Here is a 19,614-nt window from a genome sequence, read left to right on the forward strand (position 1 = left end):
ATCCACCGGCGGCCGGTTTTCCAAAGACGATGGCGGAGGTTAGGCTGATTGCAGGATTGCACGAATCCAATGGCACAAACGGGAGGACAACTCATGGCGAACCAGGAAGTCTCTGAAGTCGCTATTGTAGTGGGCGTGGGGCCGGGACTGGGCAGCGCCTGTGTCCGGCGCTTTGCCGCCGAGGGTATGGCCGTGGCGGCGGTGGCGCGCTCACCAGACAAGCTGCAAGCGCTCTGCCAGGAAAGTGGCGCGCGCGCCTATGGCTGCGACAGTGGTGATCCTGCCGCCCTCGCCGCCCTGTTCGCGGCGGTGGACAAGGACCTGGGATCGCCAACCCTGGTGGTCTTTAATGTGGGCGCCGGCGTTCGCGGCAGCGCCCTGGACATCGAGCCTGAAGCCATAGCCCAGGCCTGGCGGGCCGGCGCTCTGGGCGCCTTCGTCACTGGCCAGGAAGCGGCACGCCGCATGGTCCCGGCCGGTGCGGGCACAATCATTTATACCGGCGCCACCGCCGGCATGCGCGGCGGCGCCAACTTCGCCGGCTTTGCCGCCGTCAAGTTCAGCCTGCGCGCCATCGCCCAGAGTCTGGCCCGTGAACTGGGTCCAAGGGGGGTGCATGTGGCGCACGTCAATATCGACGGCGGCATCCGCCCGCCCGAGGGTCGCAGCCACCCGCGCATGGGCGACCAGCCAGAGGATTCGTTTCTCGATCCACAGGCCATCGCCGACGCTTATGTGCACCTGCACCGCCAGCCCCGCAGCGCCTGGACTCAGGAACTGGATCTCCGGCCGTGGGTGGAGAAGTTCTAGGGGTCGGTCCGTACGACCAACACCAGCCCGCTGGCCCAGGCCAGGCGAACGACCCGCGCATCGGCGCGCCCATCCAGCGCTACCAGCAGAGCGGCCACCCGCTGCCCATGACCATCCGGCCAGTTGGTCTGCGGCAACATATCGTCCGCCACATAAAGCCCGCCGATCCGCAGCAGGCGGAAGGCCTCATCGAACCGTTCATACTTGCCGACCAGTGCGTCGGCGAAGATGAGATCAAATGATCCAGGGGAGGCTCGCGGCAACCAGTCCTCGGCCGGCCCGGTCACCAGGTTGAGCCGTGGATCGTCACCCAGATGGCGACGGGCAATGGCCTGCACCGCCGCATCGGGATCGACGCTGGTGAGGTGTGCGGCGCGGTCCATACCGTCCAGCAGCCAGGCCGTGCCAAGCCCCGTACCTGTGCCCAGCTCCAGCATGCGGCCGCCCGGCCGGCTGGCCGCCAGCAGACGCAGCAGGGCGCCCGTGCGATGCTCCGATGGCATGGCGAAGCCGGCTGCATTTGTGTCCCGCTCGATCACCGCCAGACACGCCGGCGGCAGCGGCAGATCATCCATGAAAGGGCCTACAAACCAAGTGCGCTGCGGTAGGTGTCGAGAAGGGCCTCCTGCTCCGCCCGCTGAGCAGAGTCCATGCGGCGCAGGCGAACGATCTGGCGCATGATTTTGACGTCGAAGCCGGAGGACTTGGCCTCGCCATAGATTTCCCGGATGTCGGCCGCCAGCGCCGCCTTCTCGTCCTCCAGCCGTTCAATACGCTCGATGAAACTGCGCAGCCGCTCTGCCGCACTGCCCTGCAGGTCATTCATGTCTGGCTCCTGGCGTGAAATGCGCGACCAACCGCACTGCGGCCGCGAGGGGCGCACGATAGGAAGCGGGCCGGGCCGGTGCAACCATGCCCCCGAGAGAGGGGCAATGCCTGGCACGCCGGGCGCGACGGCGCGCACAATGGTGCCGTCGCGTTCGGCCGGTTTAGCTGGCCAGCCCGATGGACCGGCGAAGCAGGCCGGCCAGGGGGATCGGCCTAGTGAGAATGGCTGTCGGCGAACTTCGCCTTCTGCTCGGCGGTGGCCTCGCGCTGGTACTTCGCCTTCCATTCGCTGTAGGGCATGCCATAGACGATCTCCCGCGCCGCCTCATAATCCATGGCGAGGCCGTGCTCCTCCGCCGCTGCCCGATACCATTTGGACAGGCAGTTGCGGCAGAAACCGGACAGATTCATGAGGTCAATATTCTGGACGTCGGTGCGTTCGCGCAGATGCGCCACAAGCTGGCGAAAGGCCGCCGCTTCCAGTTCCGTCCGGGTCTTGTCGTCCATGGTCGGGTCCCTCTCTGTCGGATGGCCGGTGGGGCTAGAGCTAGGTCGCCGGCGGCGCGCTGTCCAGCATTGCCGTCAAGCCATGTGGTCCGGCTGCCAGGCCGGAGTACGACGGTGCATCTGGCGCTTGTACAGCGTCCCGTCGGCGAGGATCGGCCGCAGGGCGCCAAGCAACACATGGGCCCAGTGCGCCACGCCGGCCGGGTCGCTCAACAGATCCTGCCGCACTTCGATCATGACATGGGGCCGGCCGGCCGGCTGGGCGTGGGTAGCGGCGGTATAGCCGGTCTCGTTGCGGGCTGAATAGGGCAGATTGTCGCCGACCGTAAGAGCCGGATCGGCCGCCAGCGCCTCCATCAGGGGCACCGCCATACGCGGGTCATAGTCCCACAGGACGCCGAGCTGCCACGGCCGCACCTGGCCGTCGAAGACCGGCGTGAAACTGTGAATGGAGATCAAGGCCGGCGCTTCACAGGCGGCAGACAAGCGGTCCAGTTCCATGGCGATGGCGTGGTGGTACGGGACGAACAGCGCATCGTGCCGCGCCTGTCTGGCGGTCCGGGACAGGCCCTGGTTGCCCGGAATAGTCGTACCATCGCTCACCTGGGGGATGGCGGTGGGATGGCCGGGCGGCCGATTGACGTCCAGCACCAGCCGCGAATAGCCGGCGAGAATGGCCGGCACCCGCAGCGCCGCCGCCAGACGGCGAGTCAGCGCCGCAGCACCGATATCCACCGCAATATGACGGCGCAAATCAGCCGCGCTCAGGCCCAGCCCCTTGAGCGAGGCCGGAATCCGCGCACTGGCATGATCGCAGACCAGCAACACACGCGCGTCCGCCGGGCCGGCCAGGCGGTCAAAACACGGTGGATCATCGGGACCGATCAATGGCATGGGACACCTCCGGCACACGCGGGGACGGGCAGTCTAACGGCGGCCAGGGCTATGCAGAACCGCCACCCGCACACGGCCGGATGAAATCCCGGCTGGCCGCCGGGCCAGCAGCGGCAATTCCATCCGGCCCGCGACTGCTCTAGAACAGGCGCCATGTCCGCCACATCGCTTGATATTGTTCAGCTTGCCCGACGCGAACGTCTGGCTCTCGCCGCGCTGGCCTGTGGCGCGCTGGCCATCGCCTTCGCGCCGATCTTCGTGCGGCTGAGCGAAATCGGCCCGCTTGGCACGGCCTTCTGGCGACCGCTGCTGGCGATGCCCATGCTGTGGCTGTGGCTGGCGGCGACGCCGGTGGAGACACCCGCCCATCGGCCCATGACCCGGCGCGACCTGGCGCTGTTCGCCCTGGCCGGACTGTGCTTCGCCGGTGACCTCGGCTTCTGGCACTTCTCCATCGCCCTGACATCAGTCGCCAATGCCACTCTGTTACCCAACACTGCGCCCATTTTTGTCACGCTAGTGGCGTGGCTGATTTTCCGCGAGCGGGTGACGCGCCTGTTTCTGGCCGGCATGGCCGTCGCATTTGCCGGCATGGCCGTATTGATGGGCGACAGCATTTCCGTCAGTGCATCCACCCTTGTGGGTGACGGGCTATCCATCGTTACGGCCTTCTTCTATGGCTGCTATTTCCTGGTGGTGGAGCGCCTGCGCCGCCAGCACGGACCGGGCCGCATCATTTTCTGGTCGAGCCTGTTCACCGCTCTCATCATGCTGCCGGCCCTGCTGGTGGCGGGCGAACCCCTGCTGGCGACAACCCTGTCCGGCTGGCTGGTGCTGCTTGGCCTGGCGGCGGTATCCCATGCGGGCGGTCAGGGCCTGATCGCCTATGCGCTGGCCCATCTGCCGGCGACATTCGTCTCCGTCGGTCTGCTGTTGCAGCCAGTGGCGGCGGCGATTCTCGCCTGGCTGCTGCTGGCGGAGGCTTTAGGGCCGCTGCAGGCCATAGGCGGCGTGATCGTTCTGGGTGGCGTGTTCATCGCCCGCAAAGGCCGGCGGCGGCCGGTGATGGCAACGCCGTGAGCCGGCCGTTGGACGACCCCCGCGCCTTTCTGGAAGACCTGTTCAGGGCGGCCATCGCCAGCGCCGATCCGCTCAATTGCGTACCGCCATTCCTGCCGCCCGCGCCGGCCGGCCGCACCCTGGTGATCGGCGCCGGCAAGGCCTCCGCGCGCATGGCCCAGGCGGTGGAGCAGGCATGGGCGGCCGACGGCCGTCGTGGCGCCCTGTCCGGTCTGGTGGTGACACGCTATGGCCATGGCGCGCCGTGCAAGAACATTGAGATTGTCGAAGCGGCCCATCCGGTGCCAGATGCGGCCGGCGAAGCGGCGGCGCGGCGCATACTGAAACTGGTACGCGGGCTCACTCGTGATGACCTGGTGCTGTGCCTCATCTCTGGCGGCGGCTCGGCCCTGCTGGCGGCGCCGGCCGACGGCCTGACCCTGGCTGACAAGCAGGACATCAATCGCCAGTTACTGCGGGCGGGGGCGTCCATCAGTGAGATGAACGCGGTGCGCAAGCACCTGTCGGCCATCAAGGGCGGCCGGCTGGCCGCCGCCGCGGCACCTGCCCGGGTCGTCACCCTGGCCATATCGGATGTGCCGGGCGACGACCCGTCGGTCATCGCCTCGGGCCCCACCGTCGCCGACCCGTCCACCTATGGCGAGGCCCGCACCATCGTCGCCCGCTATGGCCTGGACCTGCCGCCGGCCGCCAGCCGCATCCTGCGCGAAGCCGGCGACGAGACGCCGAAGCCGGGCGATCCCCGGCTGGCCGGCCACGCCTATCATATGATTGCCTCGCCGGCGGCGGCGCTGGCGGCGGCGGCGGCGCTGGCCGAAAAAGCCGGCGTGGGCGTTGAAAATCTGGGCGATGCCATAGAAGGGCACGCCCGCACGGTCGGCCAGGACCATGCCGCCCTCGCCTTGCGCCGTCAGGCGGCGCTGGCCGCCGGCCAGTCACTGGTCCTGTTGAGTGGCGGCGAAACCACGGTGGTGGTGCGCGGCACCGGCAAAGGCGGGCGTAATGCGGAATATGCACTGGCCCAGGCGGTGGCGCTGAACGGCGCCGCCGGCATTGCCGGGCTCGCCGGCGACACCGACGGCATCGACGGCATCACCGACGCCGCCGGCGTCGTCTTCGACCCGGCGACGCTGGAGCGCGCCCGTCGTGGCGGGCTGGACCCGGCGGCCCGACTGGACGACAACGATGCCTACAGCCTGTTTTCCGCCACCGGCGGCCTGATTGTCACGGGCCCGACACTGACGAATGTTAATGATTTCAGGGCCACACTGATTTGCCACCCGTCCGACCCTCAGGCGTCATGACCGCGACTATGATGACTCGCCATAACCCAACCGAACCCTGCGCCGCCCGCAGGGCCAAGCCATGATGCGGCGCAACCGGGCGGCAAAGATCCTCGCCACCCTGGGCCCGTCGTCCAGTGATCCGGTGGTGATTGCGGATCTGTTTTTCGCCGGCGTTGATATCTTTCGCCTCAACTTCAGTCACGGCACCGCGGACGACCACCGGGCGCGCGCCGCCACCATCCGCATGCTGGAAGACGAGAGCGACCGGCCTATAGCCATCCTGGCCGACCTGCAGGGCCCCAAGCTGCGGCTGGGCGTATTCACGGGGGAATCGGCGACATTGAAGGCCGGGGAGCCCTTCCGCCTCGATCTCGATCCGGCGCCAGGCGACAATCGCCGCGTCTGTTTCCCCCATAGCGAGGTCTATGGCGCCCTGGGACCGGACAGCGAACTGCTGCTGGACGACGGACGGTTGCGCCTGCGCGTGGTGAGTGCCGGGGCCGATGCTCTGGATACGGAAGTCATGACCGGCGGCACCGTTCGCGACCGCAAGGGTGTCAACGTGCCCGGTGTGTTGCTGCCCCTGTCACCGATGACCGACAAGGATCGCAAGGACCTGAAAACAGCGCTGAAGATCGGCGTGGACTGGGTGGCGCTGTCTTTCGTTCAGCGTCCGGAGGATGTGGCGGAAGCCCGTGCCCTGATCGGTGACAAGGCGGCCATCATGGTCAAGCTGGAAAAGCCCGCCGCCATTCAGCAGCTTGATGAAATCATCGCGCTGGCCGACGCGGTCATGGTGGCCCGCGGCGATCTGGGGGTCGAACTGCCGCCGGAAGATGTGCCCAGCCTGCAGAAACGTATCGTCCGCGCCTGCCGCCAGGCCGGCAAGCCGGTGGTGATCGCCACCCAGATGCTGGAATCCATGATCAACAGTCCGGCGCCGACGCGGGCGGAGGCCTCCGATGTGGCGACCGCGGTCTATGACGGGGCCGATGCGGTGATGCTGTCGGCCGAAACCGCGGCCGGCGCCCATCCGGTCGAGTCCGTTACCATGATGAGCCGGATCATCCGCCGGGTGGAGGGCGACACCCACTACCGCATGGTGATTGATTCGGTTCATGCGCGGCCCGAAACCAATGTCGCCGGCGCCATCACCGCGGCAGCCGGCCAGGTGGCGGAGACCATCAACGCCGCCTGCATCATCACCTATTCGCTGACCGGTAAAACAACCATGCGGGCGGCGCGGGAGCGGCCGCAGGTGCCGATCCTGGGCCTGACTCCCAGCGCGGTGACCGCGCGGCGCATGAGTCTGGTGTGGGGCGTCCATTGCGTGCGCACGGAAGACGCCCGCGATGCCGATGACATGGTGGACAAGGCGATCAGTGTGGCCCGTCGTGAAGGCTTTGCCGGGGACGATGACTGGCTGGTGATCACCGCTGGCGTACCCTTCGGCACAGCCGGGTCCACCAACCTGCTGCGCGTCGCCAATGTGGCCACGGTCCGCCAGGACGATGCTTCTGAATCCCTGAACAGCCTGCTTTAGTCCGGACTAATGGTCCGCCGTCGCCGCAGCCCTCTGGCGCAGGCGCTGGCGCGCCCGGTGTTCGCGTACCGCCAGCGCCGCCTCGCCGCCACCCAGACACCAGGCCAGCGCCGCGACCCACACCACGGATGCCAGGGCGATGCCGAGGACCGCTGCCGCGTGATGAGCAGTGGACAGGACATCGCCGGCCCAGGCCCACGCCAGCAACCCGGCCGGTCCGGCAACCGCCAGGACAAGGGCCAGCGGCAGGGGTATCTGCTTGCGGGACATCAGGGGCCCTGCCGGCTCTGCCAGCCTTAGCTGAGTGCGGCGCAGGCGCGCTGAATACGCGTACAGGCGTCTTCCAGCAGCTCCGTGGCGGTCGCATAGGAGATGCGGAAATAGGGAGACAGGCCAAAGGCATCGCCGAACACCACCGCAACCCCTTCTGTTTCCAGCAGGTAGGCGGCGAACGCCTCGTCATTGTCGATGGTCTTGCCGTCCGGCGCCTTGCGACCAATGACCCCGGCACAGGACGGATAGACATAGAACGCCCCCTCCGGCCGGCGGCAGGTCAGTCCCTGCGCCTGGTTCAGCATGGAGACCACCAGGTCACGGCGCTGTTGAAAGACCGCATTGTGTTCGGCAATGAAGTCATGGGGACCGGTATAGGCCGCCAGCGCACCGGCCATGGCAATGGACGATGTGGACGTGGTGGACTGGCTCATGACCTTGTTCATGGCCGCCATCAACGGTTTCGGGCCGGCCCCCCAGCCGAGCCGCCAGCCGGTCATGCAATAGGCCTTCGACACGCCGTTGACGATCAACATGCGGTCCTTCAGGGACGGCTCGATCTCCGCCGGCGAAACGAACTTGAAATCATCGAACAGGATGTATTCATAGATATCGTCGCTCATCACCCAGATGTCCGGGTGCTTCTTCAGAACGTCGGTCAACCCCTTCATCTCGGCCCGCGTATAGGCGGCGCCGGTAGGATTGGACGGGCTGTTGAGGATGACCCACTTGGTCTTCGGCGTAATAGCCGCCTCCAGCTCTGGCCCGGTTACCTTGAAGCCATTCTGTTCGCGCCCCGTCACCACCACCGGCACGCCTTCGCACATGGCGGTCATGTCGGGGTAGCTGACCCAATAGGGCGCCAGCACGATCACCTCGTCACCGGGATTGATCGTCGCCATCAGGGCGTTGAACAGGATCTGCTTGCCGCCGACGCCGATCTGAATCTGGTCAAGCCCGTAGTTCAGGCCATTGTCGCGCTTGATCTTGTCGCAGATGGCCTGGCGCAGGGCCGGCGAGCCGTTGGGTGGCGGGTAGCCGGTATCGCCGTCCTGCAGCGCCTTGATGGCCGCCGCCTTGATGTGCTCGGGCGTATCGAAGTCAGGCTCTCCCTGGCCAAGGCCGATAATGTCGCGACCGGCCGCCTGCAGGTCGCGCGCCAGGGTGGTAATGGCAACGGTCTGCGATGGCCGGACGCGGTCGAGGCGCGAGGCGAGAAATCCCATGACAGGTGACTCCTGAGAAAGAAATGGCGGCTGCCGCCGGCACCTTAAGACCGGCCTACAGCAGGTTCAAGCGAGGGCCGGACGGACCGGCGGCGCGACGGCGCGACGGGGCGTTCAACCAGCCTTGCGCGGCGGCGCCACCGTATAGCCATAGTCGTTGCGGGCGGTGCGGCTTTCCTTCCAGTCCCGGGAGCGCTTGCCCCACAGATTGGCGGGATCCACCCCCGGCCGATAGGTGCCGGAGAGGATCGTGTCGTCGTCCAACACCTGCAGCGGCACATACTTGTGGCCATCGAAACCGCGAAACGGTGCGTTGCGCACGGTGTTGTATGACAGGTGCAACACGGTGCGGTTGCGGTCGCTGGTATTGGCGCCGGAGGCGTGCAGGGTATTGCCGTGAAAGAACACCGCGTCGCCCGGCGCCAGATCGCATTCCACCAGCTCCATATCGCCCAGCGCCTTCTCGACAAACTCCGGGTCGGTGCCGACCGACTGGCCGATGGGGACATGATCCACCCGGCCCATGAGGTGCGAGCCGCGGACCAGATTGACGCAGCCATTGTCCCGGTCGGTGGCGTCAATGGCGATCATGCAGGTAAGCATTTCCGGCCTGAGGCAGCCTTCGCGGTACCAGCTTCCATAATCCTGATGCCAGTCCCACGCGCCTTCGCTGTGCGGCTCCTTGAATGATATCTTGGAGTGCCAGTGATAGATGTCCTCGCCGCCCAGCAGATCAGTGGTCATATCCACCACCCGGCGAATACGGGTCATGGTGCCGAGAAGATCTTCGGAATGGCCGCTCCAACCAAACAGCTCCGCCGGCTTGCCGGCGGCGTTGATGACGCCCACACGGCCGTCGCGGAACTCTGTCTCGGTGGTAATGAAGCGATGAAAGATGTCGATCTCCGCCTGGCTGAACAGCGCCGGGATCCGCAGAAAGCCATCGGCCCGCCACGTCGCCATCTGATCCGCCGACAGGCGACGCAGCGGCGGCGGCGACAGGTCGGCAGGAGCCATTTCGGATAGCAAGGTCATGGCGGATCTCCACGGTGTTACGGGCCAGACAGGCGACGGCTCATTAGACCGCCCGGCTAGCCAGTCGGGCAAGGGCAGACGATGTCTTTGTGCCAGCATGTCTGGCCTTTGACGCGCCGCCAACCCACTATACCCCCATGAGCCGAACCCTGAGCGAAACCCTGCAGAATAACGATCCGCCGGCGACCCGGCCGAGCGGCGCCGACGGTACGGCGGCCTTTCGCCTGGTCAGTGATTTTTCCCCGGCCGGCGACCAGCCGCAGGCTATAGAGCAGCTTGTGAACGGCCTGCGCGCCGGCGAACAGGACCAGGTTCTGCTGGGGGTCACCGGGTCGGGAAAGACCTTCACCGTCGCCCACGTCGCCGCCCGGGTCAGGCGGCCATTGCTGGTGCTGGCCCCCAACAAGACCCTGGCCGCCCAGCTCTATGAGGAAATGAAGTCCTTCTTTCCCGACAATGCGGTCGAGTATTTCGTCTCCTACTACGACTACTACCAGCCTGAGGCCTATGTGCCGCGCACCGACACCTATGTGGAGAAGGAAGCCTCGGTCAACGAACAGATCGACCGCATGCGCCATTCGGCGACCCGTGCCCTGCTGGAGCGCAACGATGTGATCATCGTCGCCAGCGTGTCGTGCATATACGGCATCGGTGCGGCGGAAACCTATGCCCGCATGACCATGGAGTTCAAAACCGGTCAGGTGCTGGACCGTGCGCAGACGCTCAAGGGGCTGGTGGAACTGCAATACCGGCGCAACGACACCGATTTCCACCGTGGCACCTTTCGCGCCCGCGGCGATTCCATCGAAATCTACCCGGCCCACTATGAGGATCGTGCCTGGCGCATCAGCCTGTTCGATCAGGAAATCGAGGCCATCCACGAGTTCGACCCGCTGACCGGCGAAAAGACCGCGGTTCTGGAATCGATCCGGGTTTTCCCGAACAGCCACTATGTGACGCCACGGCCGACCTTGCATCAGGCGGTGAAGGAAATCCGCAAGGAACTGGCCGGCCGTCTCGATGAACTGCAGACCACCGGCAAGCTGCTGGAGGCGCAGCGGCTGGAACAGCGCACCAACTTCGATATGGAAATGATCGAGGCCACCGGGTCATGCGCCGGGATTGAGAATTACTCGCGCTATCTGTCCGGCCGCAAGCCAGGCGAGCCGCCGCCGACCCTGTTCGAATACCTGCCGGAAGACGCCATCGTGGTGGTGGATGAGAGCCACATCACCGTGCCGCAGGTGGGCGGCATGTTCCGCGGCGACTATGCACGCAAATCCACCCTGACCGAGTATGGCTTCCGCCTGCCGTCATGCGTCGATAACCGCCCGCTCAAGTTTGAGGAATGGGACCGCATGCGGCCGCAGACCCTGTTCATCTCCGCCACACCAGGCGACTGGGAGCTTGGCCGCACCGGCGGCGCATTCGTGGAGCAGGTGGTGCGGCCGACCGGCCTGGTGGACCCGCCGTGCATCATCCGGCCGACCGCCAACCAGGTGGACGATCTTCTGGCGGAATGCCGCGCCGTGGCGCAGAACGGGCAGCGGGCGCTGGTGACCACCCTGACCAAGCGCATGGCGGAAGACCTGACCGAGTACATGCACGAAGCGGGCATTCGCGTGCGCTATATCCACTCCGACGTTGAGACCCTGGAGCGAATCGAGATCATCCGCGACCTGCGCCTCGGCGCCTTTGACATACTGGTTGGCATCAATCTGCTGCGCGAAGGCCTGGATATTCCCGAATGCGCCCTGGTGGCGATCCTCGACGCCGACAAGGAGGGCTATCTGCGCAGCCGCACGTCCCTCATCCAGACCATCGGCCGGGCGGCGCGCAATCTGGATGGCCGGGTCATTCTTTACGCCGACTCGGTAACCCGCTCCATGGAACAGGCGCTGGAGGAAACCGAACGCCGACGACAACGGCAGCGCGCCTACAACGCCAAGCACGGCATCACGCCGGAAAGCGTGCGCAAGACCATCTCTGACGTTCTGGGCAGCGTATTCGAACGCGACTATGTGACGGTTGATCTTGGCGTCGGTCAGGAAACCATCAAGCTCGGCCAGAGCCTGGATGAGACGCTGGCCGCGCTGGAAGAAGGCATGCGTTCCGCCGCCGCCAACCTGGAGTTCGAGGAGGCGGCCCGCCTGCGTGACGAAATCCGCCGCCTGGAGGCGGCCGACCTGGCGTTCCGTGACCCGACCAGCGGTCGCTCCGTTGGCGGCCGGGGTGGCGGCCGGGCTAGCGACGGCGCAGGCGACCGCCGCGCCGGCGCGCAGTCAACGGGACGCCGCCGCAAGCAACGCCGACGCTGAGCCCGCCACGAACAGAGCAGCGTTTCCCGCAGGCACGGCGCATGGTAGGACCTTCCACCGAAATCACCATCCAATCGCTCCCCTGTCGCTCTACTGGCAAAGGCCGTCCTGATGTTCGCCCTGCAAATCCTTCTTGGTTTTGTCCTGCTGATCGGCAGCGCGGAAATCCTTGTGCGCGGCGCCGTGGCCCTGGCCCATCGTATCCACGTATCGCCGATGATCATCGGTCTGACCATCGTCGCCTATGGCACCACCATGCCGGAACTGGTGGTCAGCCTGGAGGCGGCGCGAAACGGCGCCGTCGGCGTCGCCATCGGCAATGTGGTGGGCAGCAACATCGCCAACATCCTGCTGATTCTGGGCATTGCCGCGGTTATCGCGCCGATCCCCTGCGAGGGCCGGACCATGCGCCGCGAAGGCGTTGTGGCCATCTTCGCGGCCTTCCTGCTGGCCGCGCTAGCGTTGGACGGAAAGCTGGCCCCCTGGCACGGGATCGGCATGATCGCTCTGCTGGTCGGCCTGACCTTTTGGTCGGTGCGGCGCGACCGCCGACAGCGGCGGCTGGCGGCGGAGATTTCCAAAGAGGAACTGCCCAAGGGACCGAGCTCGCTGCCGGCCGCCGGCGGCCTGTTGCTGGGCGGCTTGGTCGGCATCCTGATCGGCGCGCCGCTGCTGGTGGATGGCGCCGTCACCATGGCGCAGATCCTGGGCGTTTCGGACGCGGTCATCGGTCTGACGGTAGTCGCCGTCGGAACCTCCCTGCCCGAACTGGCGACGGCCGTGGTGGCGGCGCGACGGGGTGACCCGGAAGTAGCGCTGGGCAATATCCTGGGCGCCAATACCTACAACATCATGTTCATCCTGGGTCTGGTAGCGATCATCGCGCCGGTAACGATCCCACCCTCGATTGCCGGGCTGGACATCTGGCTGATGCTCATAGTGACTCTGGTATTTGCCGGCAGCGCCCTGCTGACCGGGCGTACTTCACGGGGCCTGGGCATCGGGTTCCTGCTGGCCTATGGCGCCTACACCACCTACCAGTACACCGGCGCGGCATAAGACTGGCCGCGAAACATTCACGGCGAGGGACATGACGTGGCGGCAGACCTGAACCAACCATCCCCCGTCGCTCTGGTCACCGGCGCGGCCAGACGGATCGGCCGCGAGATTGCGTTGGGCCTGGCCGAGGCCGGATGGACAGTGGCCGTCCACTATCACAGCTCCGCCGCCGAGGCAGAAGAAACGGTTGTGCAGATCAAGACCGCCGGCGGCCGGGCGCGGGCCTATGCCGCCGACCTCGCCCGCGAGGATCAGGTGCAGACCCTGGCGCGTCGGGTGCAGGACGAGCTGGGGGCCTATACCTGCCTGGTCAACAATGCGTCGCGTTTCGACTATGACTCGGTCGCCAGCACCACCCGCGAAAGCTGGGACGCCCATATGGAGCCCAATCTGCGGGCGCCCTTCGTCCTCAGCCAGTCACTCTATGCCGGGCTGCCAGATGGCGCGGACGGCCATATCGTCAACCTGCTGGACCAGCGTGTCTGGAACCTGACGCCTCATTTCCTGTCCTACACCGTTTCCAAGGCGGGTCTTTGGGCCCTGACCCAATCGCTGGCGCTGGCCATGGCGCCACGAGTGCGGGTCAACGGCATCGGGCCGGGGCCGACCCTGCCCTCCCCCCACCAGAGCGACGAGCAGTTCGCCGCCTATGCCGCCCGTCAGCCGCTGCAACGCCCGGCGTCACCGGAGGAAATCCGCCGTGCGGTCCTGTTCATCCTGTCCAGCCCGTCGCTGACCGGCCAGATGCTGGCGCTGGATGGCGGCCAGCACCTGAACTGGGCGCCCGGCAAGGCCGCACCACTGGACCAGTGACATGACCTGGCCCGGCCCGCGGTACCGGAGCCCGCGCCCGCACGATAAAACCATGGTCCAAGTGGCCGGTTTCCGCCCCGAAACGGGCTCCCGCCCTTTATAGTTGTGCACAGACGCCCGTTCCTCCCGCCCGGACCGCGACGGTTCCGTGTATCAGGCTGGGTGGCGCCGGACATACCGTCTTTCGTGGCAGGAAATACGTTATATATCAGCAACTTATTATTTCTGCCCCTTTTTTGTGCAGATCGCACTTCAAGGCGGTTTTGGGCGGCCTCACGACTTGGCGAGAGGTTTTTTCGACATACTTGTCCACAATATCCGTGGATATCGCGGCGCACGGCCGCGCCTGTGGCGGAGCGCGGTGCGGGGGGCGTCACAGGTCCCCCGGCTTCACCGCACCGGACCCCGGCCCTGCCATTGCGTCGCCGCGGCGAGTATGACTGTCTTGGCGCCACCGCCCCGCCGTCGCATTGCCCCCACCCCGATCATGCCGAGCAAAGCCCAACGCCCGCCATCACCACCCGCCATCGCCGACGATCTGCCGACCGGGCTGGCCGAAAACGCCGCCCCGCTGCTGACGCCGCCGGATGAAACCGCAGCCGATGATGCGGCGACCGACGACGTCGGGCCACAGGAAGACGGGCCGGAAACCACGCATGATACCGGCCTGACCGAGGCCGGCGGTCTGGCCGCCGGGGTCGAGGCGTTGCTGCGCCGGGTCCGCACCCTGCCCGACGGGCCGGGGGTCTATCGTATGCTCGATGCCGCCGGCGAGGTTCTCTATGTCGGCAAGGCGCGCAACCTGCGGCGACGGGTGACCAGCTACACCCAGCCCGTCCGCCAGCCGGCCCGGTTGCAACGGATGATCGCCCGGACGGCGGACCTTGAAGTGGTGACCACCCACACCGAAGCAGAGGCGCTGTTGCTGGAAAGCAACCTGATCAAGCGCCTGAAACCGCGCTTCAACGTCCTGCTGCGGGATGACAAGTCTTTTCCCTACATCTTGATCGCCGGTGGTCACCGCTTCGCGCGCCTTGCCAAGTACCGCGGCGCGCGCAGCGCCAGCGGGGACTATTTCGGACCCTTTGCGTCCGCCGGTGCGGTCAACCGCACCCTCAATGCGTTGGAACGCGCCTTTCTGCTGCGCACATGCTCCGATGCCATGTTCGCCAACCGCACCCGCCCCTGCCTGAAATACCAACTCAAGCGCTGCAGCGCGCCGTGCGTCGGTCATGTGGACGAGGCCGCCTATGGCCGTCTGGTGGATCAGGCCCGTGCCTTCCTTGGCGGCCGCAGCGCCACCGTGCAGGGCGAACTGGCGCGTGACATGGAGACCGCCAGTCAGCAGATGGACTTCGAGACAGCGGCGCTGTGCCGTGACCGCATCCGGGCGTTGAGCCAGGTGCAGGCCCGCCAGGACATCAATCTCGACCTGCTGGGTGAGGCGGACGTCGTTGCAGCGGCGGCCGAAGGCGGCCAGATCTGTATTCAGATATTCTTCTTCCGCGGCGGCAGCAATTACGGCAACAGGGCCTATTTCCCGCGACATGACCGGAGCATGGCGACGGCCGATGTCATGGCCGCCTTCATCGCCCAGTTCTATGACAACAAAACGCCGCCGGCCGAGATTCTGGTCAGCGAGCCCTTGCCAGAGGGCGCCCTGCTGGCGGAGGCGCTGTCGGTGCGCGCCGGCCGCCGGGTCCGTCTGACGGCGCCACAACGCGGCGCCCGCCGCAAGGCCGTCGACCACGCCCTGGACAATGCCCGCGAAGCGGCCGGCCGCAGGATGTCCGATTCCGCCAGCCAGACGGCGCTGCTGGGCCAGCTGGCCGAACGCTTCTCCCTGGCCGGTCCGCCACAGCGGATCGAGGTCTATGACAACAGCCACGTCTCCGGCACTAATCCGGTGGGCGGCATGGTGGTTGCCGGACCCGACGGACCGATCAAGGCGGCCTATCGCCGTTTCAACATCCGCCAGGCGGCGGCGAGCGACGATTTCGCCATGATGCGCGAGGTTCTGACCCGCCGTTTCAGCCGCGCCCTTAAGGAGGACCCGGAGCGCACGTCCGGTCAGTGGCCGGACCTGGTGCTGATTGACGGTGGGGCGGGGCATCTGTCCGCGGCGCTGTCCGTATTGAGCGATCTGGGCATTACCGGCATCGCGCTGATGGCCATTGCCAAGGGGCCGGACCGTGATGCCGGCCGCGAAGTCTTTCATCTGCCGGGGCAGTCGCCGCGACGGCTGCCGCCAAACGATCCGGTCTTGTATTACCTGCAACGTCTGCGCGATGAAGCCCATCGCTTCGCCATCGGCGGCCACCGGGCACGCCGCAGCCGGGCCTTGTCACGCTCTCCGCTGGACGATGTGCCGGGCATCGGCCCCGCTCGCAAACGGGCGCTTCTGCATCGCTTCGGCTCTGCCCAGGCGGTCAGCCGCGCCGGCATTGCGGATCTGCAGACAGTACCCGGAATCAGCCGGGCCGCCGCGGAGAAACTCTATGGCTATTTTCGCGCCGAAGGTTAGACTGCCGATCCTTTTCGCGGCCCGTTTGCGATGCCTCTGAACCTTCCCAACATTCTGACCTGGTCACGGCTGTTCGCCGTGCCAGTGGTAATGGTCGCCCTGTTCCTGCCGGGATCAAGCGCATCATGGACCGCGCTGACAGTTTTTATTCTGGCCGCACTGACGGATTATCTCGATGGTCATCTGGCACGCAGCCGAGGCCAGCTTTCCCCCTTTGGCACTTTCCTCGATCCGGTTGCCGACAAGATTCTGGTGGCCAGCGTCATCCTCGCTTTGGTGGCGCTTGATCGCATCGACGGCTGGACGCTTATCGCCGCGTTCGTCATCACCCTGCGTGAGATTGTCATCTCCGGCCTGCGGGAGTTCCTGGCCGGGGCCCGGCGAGCGCTGCCGGTGAGCCGCCTGGCCAAGTGGAAAACCGCCGTGCAGATGGTGGCTCTGGGCCTGTTGATTCTGGGCGGTCACGGCGACCCCCTGCCCAATACCCAGTGGCTGGGGGAGGCCAGCCTGTGGCTGGCGGCGATCCTCTCGGTGATAACCGGTCTCGACTATTTCCGGGCGCATCTTGGCGATGTGCTGAACGGGCCGGCGGCACATCCGACCAAACAGGACACGGCGGCGGAATGAAGGTTTTTGGCATCGCCGGCTGGAGCGGCAGCGGCAAGACCACCCTTCTGGTGCGGCTGATTCCAGAGCTGACCCGCCGTGGCCTGACGGTGTCCACCTGCAAACATGCCCATCACAACTTTGACGTGGATACGCCAGGCAAGGACTCCTATGAACACCGTGTCGCCGGCGCGCGGCAGGTGATGATCGTATCTGGCAAACGCTGGGCCCTGATGCATGAACTGCGTGACGAGCCCGAGCCCGACTTCGATCAGGCCCTGAAACAGATGGCGGAGGTGGACCTGGTGCTGGTGGAGGGGTTCAAGAAGCATCCCCACGACAAGCTGGAAGTGCACCGCAAGGACAATGGAAGTGCGTGTCTGTGGCCGGACGACCCGCATGTTGTCGCCGTCGCCAGCGACGTGCCCTTGCCGGACCTGGACCGGCCGCGGCTGGACGTGAACAACATTGCGGCCATCGCCGATTTCATCGTGGCCCACTGCCATCTGAAGCCGGACTAAGCCCGGTCCATGGCGCAACTGAGCGACGATTGCTTTGATCCCGGCACGGCACTGCTGTCCCTGGACCAGGCGCTGACCATTCTGCACCAACGGCTCAAGCCAGTGGTACCCGACGAACCTTGCGCCCTGTCCCGAGCGGCCGGCCGCATTCTGGCCAATGATGTAATGGCCACACGCAGTGTGCCGCCAACCGACAATTCGGCGGTTGACGGCTATGCCGTGCGCCATGCGGATCTGCGCACCGATACCGCCAGCACACTGACCGTGGTCGGCCGCGCCACTGCCGGCCACCCCTGGCCCGGTCATCTCCAGGCAGGGCAGGCGGTGCGTATCTTCACCGGCGCCGTGATGCCGGCCGGCGCCGACACCATCCTGATGCAGGAAGATTGTGTGCAAACCAACGACACGGTCACCGTCAGCCCGGGCATTCGCGTCGGCGCCAACCGGCGACAGGCCGGCGAGGACGTTATGGCCGGGCAGGTGCTGATCACCGCCGGACGACGTTTGCGGCCCGCCGATATCGGCCTGTTGGCGGCCCAGGGGCTGGCCGAGGTTGCGGTCCGCCGCCGCCTGCGCGTCGCGGTCCTGTCCACCGGTGATGAAGTCCATGAGCCCGGCGCTGTTGCGCCGCATGACGCCATCTATGATGCCAACCGATACATGCTTGTGGCCCTGCTGGACGGGCTTGCCATGGACACTCTCGACCTTGGAATCCTGCCCGACACCACCGCAGCGATCAGCGAGGCCCTGGCCCGGGCGGCGCACGGCCCGGACGCCGCCGATGTGGTGATCACCTCCGGCGGTATGAGCGTCGGCGAGGAAGACCATATGCGCGCCGCCGTGGCGGCGGTGGGGCGTCTGGATTTCTGGCGCCTGGCCATAAAGCCCGGGCGGCCCGTGGCGATGGGCGCGGTTGATCGGCACAAGGCCAATCCGGCAGCGGCGGCCGGCGGCGAACCCCTTGTATTCATTGGCCTTCCGGGAAATCCGGTGGCGGTCGGCGTGACCTTCATGCGGCTGGCGCGGCCGGCCTTGCTGCGGCTGGCCGGGGCAACCGACACCATCCCCAACCCGCAAGGCGTCAGTGCCGGATTTGCCATGGCCAAGAAAGCGGGACGGCGGGAGTGGGTTCGCGTCCGTCTGGTGAAAGGTCCCGGCGACCAGATGGCGGCCGAGCGATTCGCCAGCGACGGCGCTGGTATTCTATCGTCCCTGGCGGCAGCCGACGGTCTGGTTGAATTGCCGGAGGACACCACCCAAGTAACGCCGGGCGACCTGGTCACCTTTTATTCTTATGGCGAGCTCACATGATTACAGTTTTGTATTTTGCCTGGCTGCGCGACCGCATTGGCCAGGCTGAGGAATCCATCGAGCTGCCGGACGGTGTTGTGACCGTAGAGGCGCTGATTGACAGCCTTTGTCAACGCAGCCCCGGCCATGCTGCCGCCTTTGCCCAGCGGGACGCCATTCGCGCCGCCGTCAACCAGGTCTTTGCCGCACCCGAGGACAAACTGTCAGCCGGCGACGAGGTCGCGTTCTTTCCGCCCATGACCGGCGGCTGATCCATGATCCGCGTGCAGAGCGAGGACTTCGACGTCGGTGCGGAAATTGACCGCGTCGGCGCCACATCAGGCCGCACCGGCGGTATCGTCAGTTTCGTCGGTGTGGTCCGCGCGGCGGATAAGGGCGACCCCCAGGCCATTCGCGCCCTGACCCTACAACACTATCCGGGCATGACCGAACGGCTGCTGAACGCCATCGAAGCGGAAGCGCGGCGGCGCTGGCCATTGGATGAGGTTCTGATCATCCACCGGGTTGGCCGTCTCACGCCCGGTGAACGGATCGTGATCGTCGTCACCGCATCGGCCCATCGACAAGCGGCATTTGAGTCGTGCAGCTTTTTGATGGACTGGCTCAAAACCCGGGCGCCGTTCTGGAAAGCGGAAGAGACCGCCTCCGGTACACGCTGGGTCGAAGCCCGCCAGGATGATGAAGACGCCGCCGCCCGCTGGCAGAAGGAAGCAACGACCGGGGCCGTCTGAGGCGGGCCAGCACAGGAGATGTGTCCCATGGGCCGTCGCCGGCTCGCACTCGCATTCGCGCTGACCGCCGTGACCCTTGCCGCCTGCACGACCGGTGATCGCTTCCATGAAGCCTGCGCCGCCCGCGGCATAACCCCGGAAACGCCGGCCTTCAACAAATGCCTCAACGATGAAATCCGCACCTTTGAACGGACCTATGGCCTGCGTGGTGAAGACGGCCCGCGCGGCTATGGCCTGCAGCCATAACCG

The 19,614-nt window shown here is 66.2% G+C and carries 21 protein-coding genes; 14 read left to right on the forward strand and 7 right to left on the reverse strand.

The window, feature by feature from the left end:
• Positions 1–93: 93 nt before the first annotated feature.
• Positions 94–810 (forward strand): SDR family NAD(P)-dependent oxidoreductase, encoded by a 717-nt coding sequence (locus tag RIE31_06550; protein MEQ8640245.1) that lies wholly within the window; start codon positions 94–96, stop codon positions 808–810.
• Here RIE31_06550 and RIE31_06555 read toward each other — a convergent pair.
• The 4 genes from RIE31_06555 to RIE31_06570 form a co-directional block, all read right to left on the reverse strand.
• Positions 807–1,385 (reverse strand): class I SAM-dependent methyltransferase, encoded by a 579-nt coding sequence (locus RIE31_06555; GenBank protein ID MEQ8640246.1) that lies wholly within the window; start codon positions 1,383–1,385, stop codon positions 807–809. The genes RIE31_06550 and RIE31_06555 overlap by 4 nt on opposite strands.
• Before the next feature lie 8 nt (positions 1,386–1,393).
• Positions 1,394–1,636, reverse strand: coding sequence for a DUF2312 domain-containing protein (locus tag RIE31_06560; GenBank protein ID MEQ8640247.1), 243 nt, complete (start codon positions 1,634–1,636; stop codon positions 1,394–1,396).
• A gap of 215 nt (positions 1,637–1,851) precedes the next feature.
• Positions 1,852–2,145 carry a DUF1244 domain-containing protein gene (locus RIE31_06565; protein ID MEQ8640248.1) on the reverse strand — a complete coding sequence of 98 codons (294 nt, stop codon included), beginning with the start codon at positions 2,143–2,145 and terminating at the stop codon, positions 1,852–1,854.
• 75 nt (positions 2,146–2,220) lie between these two features.
• A complete protein-coding gene (locus RIE31_06570) occupies positions 2,221–3,039 on the reverse strand; it encodes an N-formylglutamate amidohydrolase (GenBank protein ID MEQ8640249.1) in 819 nt (272 codons plus the stop codon).
• A 153-nt stretch (positions 3,040–3,192) separates the two neighbouring features.
• Here RIE31_06570 and RIE31_06575 point away from each other — a divergent pair, with 153 nt between their 5' ends.
• From RIE31_06575 to pyk, 3 genes are all read left to right on the forward strand, one after another.
• The gene (locus tag RIE31_06575) at positions 3,193–4,119 is read left to right on the forward strand and encodes a DMT family transporter (protein ID MEQ8640250.1); all 927 of its coding nucleotides are present in this window, start codon (positions 3,193–3,195) and stop codon (positions 4,117–4,119) included.
• Positions 4,116–5,423 carry a glycerate kinase gene (locus RIE31_06580; GenBank protein ID MEQ8640251.1) on the forward strand — a complete coding sequence of 436 codons (1,308 nt, stop codon included), beginning with the start codon at positions 4,116–4,118 and terminating at the stop codon, positions 5,421–5,423. The genes RIE31_06575 and RIE31_06580 overlap by 4 nt, the downstream gene beginning before the upstream one ends.
• 64 nt (positions 5,424–5,487) lie before the next feature.
• Complete coding sequence (gene pyk / locus RIE31_06585) at positions 5,488–6,948, forward strand: pyruvate kinase (GenBank protein MEQ8640252.1); 1,461 nt, start codon at positions 5,488–5,490, stop codon at positions 6,946–6,948.
• A 6-nt stretch (positions 6,949–6,954) separates the two neighbouring features.
• On the opposite strand, the gene RIE31_06590 is transcribed toward pyk, so the two are convergent.
• The 3 genes from RIE31_06590 to RIE31_06600 all read right to left on the reverse strand — a co-directional run bounded on the left by RIE31_06590 (position 6,955) and on the right by RIE31_06600 (position 9,482).
• Complete coding sequence (locus RIE31_06590; GenBank protein MEQ8640253.1) at positions 6,955–7,218, reverse strand: hypothetical protein; 264 nt, start codon at positions 7,216–7,218, stop codon at positions 6,955–6,957.
• A gap of 26 nt (positions 7,219–7,244) precedes the next feature.
• Complete coding sequence (locus RIE31_06595) at positions 7,245–8,447, reverse strand: pyridoxal phosphate-dependent aminotransferase (protein ID MEQ8640254.1); 1,203 nt, start codon at positions 8,445–8,447, stop codon at positions 7,245–7,247.
• Positions 8,448–8,561: 114 nt separating this feature from the next.
• Positions 8,562–9,482, reverse strand: coding sequence for a phytanoyl-CoA dioxygenase family protein (locus tag RIE31_06600; protein MEQ8640255.1), 921 nt, complete (start codon positions 9,480–9,482; stop codon positions 8,562–8,564).
• Between the two features lie 137 nt (positions 9,483–9,619).
• Here RIE31_06600 and uvrB point away from each other — a divergent pair, with 137 nt between their 5' ends.
• From uvrB to RIE31_06650, 10 genes are all read left to right on the forward strand, one after another.
• Positions 9,620–11,800, forward strand: coding sequence for an excinuclease ABC subunit UvrB (gene uvrB / locus RIE31_06605; GenBank protein MEQ8640256.1), 2,181 nt, complete (start codon positions 9,620–9,622; stop codon positions 11,798–11,800).
• Between the two features lie 111 nt (positions 11,801–11,911).
• A complete protein-coding gene (locus RIE31_06610; GenBank protein ID MEQ8640257.1) occupies positions 11,912–12,859 on the forward strand; it encodes a calcium/sodium antiporter in 948 nt (315 codons plus the stop codon).
• A gap of 36 nt (positions 12,860–12,895) precedes the next feature.
• Positions 12,896–13,672, forward strand: coding sequence for an SDR family oxidoreductase (locus tag RIE31_06615; GenBank protein MEQ8640258.1), 777 nt, complete (start codon positions 12,896–12,898; stop codon positions 13,670–13,672).
• 487 nt (positions 13,673–14,159) lie between these two features.
• Positions 14,160–16,196: an excinuclease ABC subunit UvrC gene (gene uvrC / locus RIE31_06620; GenBank protein ID MEQ8640259.1), complete on the forward strand. Its 2,037-nt coding sequence runs from the start codon at positions 14,160–14,162 to the stop codon at positions 16,194–16,196.
• A 30-nt stretch (positions 16,197–16,226) separates the two neighbouring features.
• Positions 16,227–16,823, forward strand: a complete 597-nt coding sequence (pgsA, locus tag RIE31_06625) for a CDP-diacylglycerol--glycerol-3-phosphate 3-phosphatidyltransferase (GenBank protein MEQ8640260.1) — start codon at positions 16,227–16,229, stop codon at positions 16,821–16,823.
• Positions 16,820–17,323, forward strand: a complete 504-nt coding sequence (gene mobB, locus RIE31_06630; GenBank protein ID MEQ8640261.1) for a molybdopterin-guanine dinucleotide biosynthesis protein B — start codon at positions 16,820–16,822, stop codon at positions 17,321–17,323. The genes pgsA and mobB overlap by 4 nt, the downstream gene beginning before the upstream one ends.
• A gap of 9 nt (positions 17,324–17,332) precedes the next feature.
• Positions 17,333–18,634, forward strand: a complete 1,302-nt coding sequence (locus RIE31_06635) for a molybdopterin molybdotransferase MoeA (GenBank protein MEQ8640262.1) — start codon at positions 17,333–17,335, stop codon at positions 18,632–18,634.
• Positions 18,631–18,885 carry a molybdopterin converting factor subunit 1 gene (gene moaD / locus RIE31_06640; protein MEQ8640263.1) on the forward strand — a complete coding sequence of 85 codons (255 nt, stop codon included), beginning with the start codon at positions 18,631–18,633 and terminating at the stop codon, positions 18,883–18,885. Before RIE31_06635 ends, moaD begins: the two co-directional genes overlap by 4 nt.
• 3 nt (positions 18,886–18,888) lie before the next feature.
• Positions 18,889–19,365, forward strand: coding sequence for a molybdenum cofactor biosynthesis protein MoaE (locus RIE31_06645; protein MEQ8640264.1), 477 nt, complete (start codon positions 18,889–18,891; stop codon positions 19,363–19,365).
• A 27-nt stretch (positions 19,366–19,392) separates the two neighbouring features.
• Entirely contained in the window at positions 19,393–19,611 is a 219-nt protein-coding gene (locus tag RIE31_06650; protein MEQ8640265.1) for a hypothetical protein, read from the forward strand.
• Positions 19,612–19,614: the final 3 nt, after the last annotated feature.

This window comes from Alphaproteobacteria bacterium, from assembly GCA_040218575.1.
GTDB lineage: Bacteria > Pseudomonadota > Alphaproteobacteria > JAVJRE01 > JAVJRE01 > JAVJRE01.

What these genes read in the sequence shown, in the direction of transcription:
- RIE31_06550 (MEQ8640245.1), top strand. Translation starts at nt 94, where the DNA reads ATGGCGAACCAGGAAGTCTCTGAAGTCGCTATTGTAGTGGGCGTGGGG.
- RIE31_06555 (MEQ8640246.1), bottom strand. Translation starts at nt 1,385, where the DNA reads ATGGATGATCTGCCGCTGCCGCCGGCGTGTCTGGCGGTGATCGAGCGG.
- RIE31_06560 (MEQ8640247.1), bottom strand. Translation starts at nt 1,636, where the DNA reads ATGAATGACCTGCAGGGCAGTGCGGCAGAGCGGCTGCGCAGTTTCATC.
- RIE31_06565 (MEQ8640248.1), bottom strand. Translation starts at nt 2,145, where the DNA reads ATGGACGACAAGACCCGGACGGAACTGGAAGCGGCGGCCTTTCGCCAG.
- RIE31_06570 (MEQ8640249.1), bottom strand. Translation starts at nt 3,039, where the DNA reads ATGCCATTGATCGGTCCCGATGATCCACCGTGTTTTGACCGCCTGGCC.
- RIE31_06575 (MEQ8640250.1), top strand. Translation starts at nt 3,193, where the DNA reads ATGTCCGCCACATCGCTTGATATTGTTCAGCTTGCCCGACGCGAACGT.
- pyk (MEQ8640252.1), top strand. Translation starts at nt 5,488, where the DNA reads ATGCGGCGCAACCGGGCGGCAAAGATCCTCGCCACCCTGGGCCCGTCG.
- RIE31_06590 (MEQ8640253.1), bottom strand. Translation starts at nt 7,218, where the DNA reads ATGTCCCGCAAGCAGATACCCCTGCCGCTGGCCCTTGTCCTGGCGGTT.
- RIE31_06595 (MEQ8640254.1), bottom strand. Translation starts at nt 8,447, where the DNA reads ATGGGATTTCTCGCCTCGCGCCTCGACCGCGTCCGGCCATCGCAGACC.
- RIE31_06600 (MEQ8640255.1), bottom strand. Translation starts at nt 9,482, where the DNA reads ATGACCTTGCTATCCGAAATGGCTCCTGCCGACCTGTCGCCGCCGCCG.
- uvrB (MEQ8640256.1), top strand. Translation starts at nt 9,620, where the DNA reads ATGAGCCGAACCCTGAGCGAAACCCTGCAGAATAACGATCCGCCGGCG.
- RIE31_06610 (MEQ8640257.1), top strand. Translation starts at nt 11,912, where the DNA reads ATGTTCGCCCTGCAAATCCTTCTTGGTTTTGTCCTGCTGATCGGCAGC.
- uvrC (MEQ8640259.1), top strand. Translation starts at nt 14,160, where the DNA reads ATGCCGAGCAAAGCCCAACGCCCGCCATCACCACCCGCCATCGCCGAC.
- pgsA (MEQ8640260.1), top strand. Translation starts at nt 16,227, where the DNA reads ATGCCTCTGAACCTTCCCAACATTCTGACCTGGTCACGGCTGTTCGCC.
- mobB (MEQ8640261.1), top strand. Translation starts at nt 16,820, where the DNA reads ATGAAGGTTTTTGGCATCGCCGGCTGGAGCGGCAGCGGCAAGACCACC.
- RIE31_06635 (MEQ8640262.1), top strand. Translation starts at nt 17,333, where the DNA reads ATGGCGCAACTGAGCGACGATTGCTTTGATCCCGGCACGGCACTGCTG.
- moaD (MEQ8640263.1), top strand. Translation starts at nt 18,631, where the DNA reads ATGATTACAGTTTTGTATTTTGCCTGGCTGCGCGACCGCATTGGCCAG.
- RIE31_06645 (MEQ8640264.1), top strand. Translation starts at nt 18,889, where the DNA reads ATGATCCGCGTGCAGAGCGAGGACTTCGACGTCGGTGCGGAAATTGAC.
- RIE31_06650 (MEQ8640265.1), top strand. Translation starts at nt 19,393, where the DNA reads ATGGGCCGTCGCCGGCTCGCACTCGCATTCGCGCTGACCGCCGTGACC.